General features: G+C 43.8%; 1 protein-coding gene. It reads left to right on the top strand.

Annotation, left to right across the window (positions count from 1 at the left end):
* Window positions 1–580: 580 nt before the first annotated feature.
* Window positions 581–2053: a group II intron reverse transcriptase/maturase gene (ltrA, locus tag ACED60_RS25560; RefSeq protein ID WP_136978027.1), complete on the top strand. Its 1473-nt coding sequence runs from the start codon at window positions 581–583 to the stop codon at window positions 2051–2053.
* Window positions 2054–2164: the final 111 nt, after the last annotated feature.

The raw sequence follows: 2164 nt of genomic DNA, 5'->3' as shown, positions 1-2164 counted from the left end.
GTCCGTGCGACCTGAAGTCGTATGAAGTGCTGTTCACCGCAACAAGTGTGAACCATCTGTATCACCAGATGACCCTAGGGTTCTGAATAAAGCAGCGAACCCGACAATGTAACGAAGTTCAGCCTTTGCTGAGCGGGAATGAATTCGTGAGAGGACGTTCCTCCTGATAACCACAATTGGGTGAGTGCTAGGGTGTTGGTATGATGAACGTAAGTGAATCCATTTAAGATGCGTTATACGTGGATCAGCGGAAGTGGTTAATACGCTGTGGCCAAAAGGCATGAGAGTAGGAAAGAGATTGGACAGTGCTCTTTCGTGATCAAGACGCTCTCCGCATTATAGTGGGCATCTAACCCGACGTTGCGCGACATACGGAACAGGGTAAGCCTGTACTTCTCCCTTTGGGAAAGCGGTCTGCAAAGACAGCCGATAGTGGTGCAGGTAAAGGAGGCTAGAAAAAGCGAAAGCCGTGTTGTAATGATGCGGATACAGGTTGTTATCTGGCGCGAAAGCGAGCTGACTTCTAGCTGGTCTCCCGTTGCAAGATAATTTGAAGAACTTTATTCAAGGAGAAATGCAAATGGTAGCTTCAAAAGAAGTTAGTGCCTCTCCTAACGGCACTCGATGGCAATCCATTAACTGGAAAGCCGTCGAACAACACGTATTAAAGCTTCAAATACGCATTGCAAAAGCAACTCGAGAAGGTAAACGCAGTAAGGCGAAAGCATTGCAGTGGATACTAACTCACTCAAAAGCGGCAAAACTTCTTGCCGTTAAACGAGTGTCACAAAATAAAGGCAGCAAAACGCCAGGAATCGACGGCATCATCTGGAATACGGATGCTCGTCGTGTGGCAGCGGTTAATCAATTGAGTCGGAAAGGCTACAAAGCTAAACCACTCAGACGTATCTATATCCCCAAGAAAAACGGCAAACTCAGACCTTTAGGTATTCCGTGTATGATAGATCGAGCGCAACAAGCGCTTTATCTACTTGCCTTGGAGCCTATCTCTGAGACCATTGCTGACCTAAATAGCTATGGTTTTCGACCTAATAGAAGCACAGCCGATGCAATCGAACAATGCTTCAAATGCTTGGGTCTTAAACGTTCAGCACAATGGGTTCTTGAGGGGGACATTAAGGCTTGTTTCGATAAAATTGGTCATCAGTGGCTAATCGATAACATTCAAACAGATAAACGAATGTTGAAGCAATGGCTTGAGTGCGGTTTTATCGATAAAGGACTGTTTTACAAGACAGCAGAGGGGACGCCTCAAGGCGGTATAATTTCCCCAACGCTTATGCTGTTGACGTTAGCAGGTTTAGAAAATCTGGTTAAGTCGGTAGCACGTAAAACTGGCGATAGAGTCAACTTCATTGGATACGCTGATGATTTTGTAATAACTGGGACTTCAAAGGAAGTTTTGGTGAACAACATCAAACCGCAGCTAATTAGCTTTCTAGAAGAAAGAGGTTTAACACTTTCTGAAGAGAAAACACACGTAACTCATATCAATGATGGTTTTGATTTTTTGGGATTTAATCTCAGAAAGTACAAAGGCAAACTGCTTATTAAACCAAGTAAGAGCAACGTACTGTCATTTTTGAGTAACTTACGTGAACTCATCAAAAAGCACGCAACAATTACAGTGAACGATCTGATTAAAATACTGAATCCAAAACTGAGAGGTTGGGCGAATTATTATCGTCATTGCGTGGCAAAGCGAACTTTCGACTATGTAAGTCATCAACTTTTCTGGTTGTTATGGCGTTGGGCGGTAAGGCGTCATCCGACGAAAAACAAAGATTGGGTGCGTAGAAAATATTACTTGAACCGACGAGGTGAATGGCAATTCCATGGTTGGCAAAAGATCGCGAATATGGATTGTCATTTTAATCTGGTTCAGATAGCCAAAACGCCAATTAAAAGGCATGTAAAAATTATGAGCAAGGCAACGCCTTATGATCCTTTTTACGAACCTTTCCTTAAAGAACGAAAGGCAAAGAAATTGGGACGAAACTCATGGTTCGAACCTGCTTTAGCTGCATTGTGATTGCTGGGTAACGTAATACGCCTTAGCGGAGGCTTGAGCTGTATGCAGTGAAAGTTGCACGTACAGTTCTTAGAGGGGCGGCACTTGGTAACAAGTGTCGTCTACTCGACA

It is taken from the genome of Vibrio sp. 1F279, assembly GCF_041439815.1.
GTDB classification, from domain to species: domain Bacteria; phylum Pseudomonadota; class Gammaproteobacteria; order Enterobacterales; family Vibrionaceae; genus Vibrio; species Vibrio tasmaniensis_A.
The sequence above is the reverse complement of the archived record's forward strand: the minus strand, read 5'-3'. Positions and strand labels throughout refer to the sequence as shown.

What these genes read in the sequence shown, in the direction of transcription:
- ltrA (WP_136978027.1), top strand. Translation starts at nt 581, where the DNA reads ATGGTAGCTTCAAAAGAAGTTAGTGCCTCTCCTAACGGCACTCGATGG.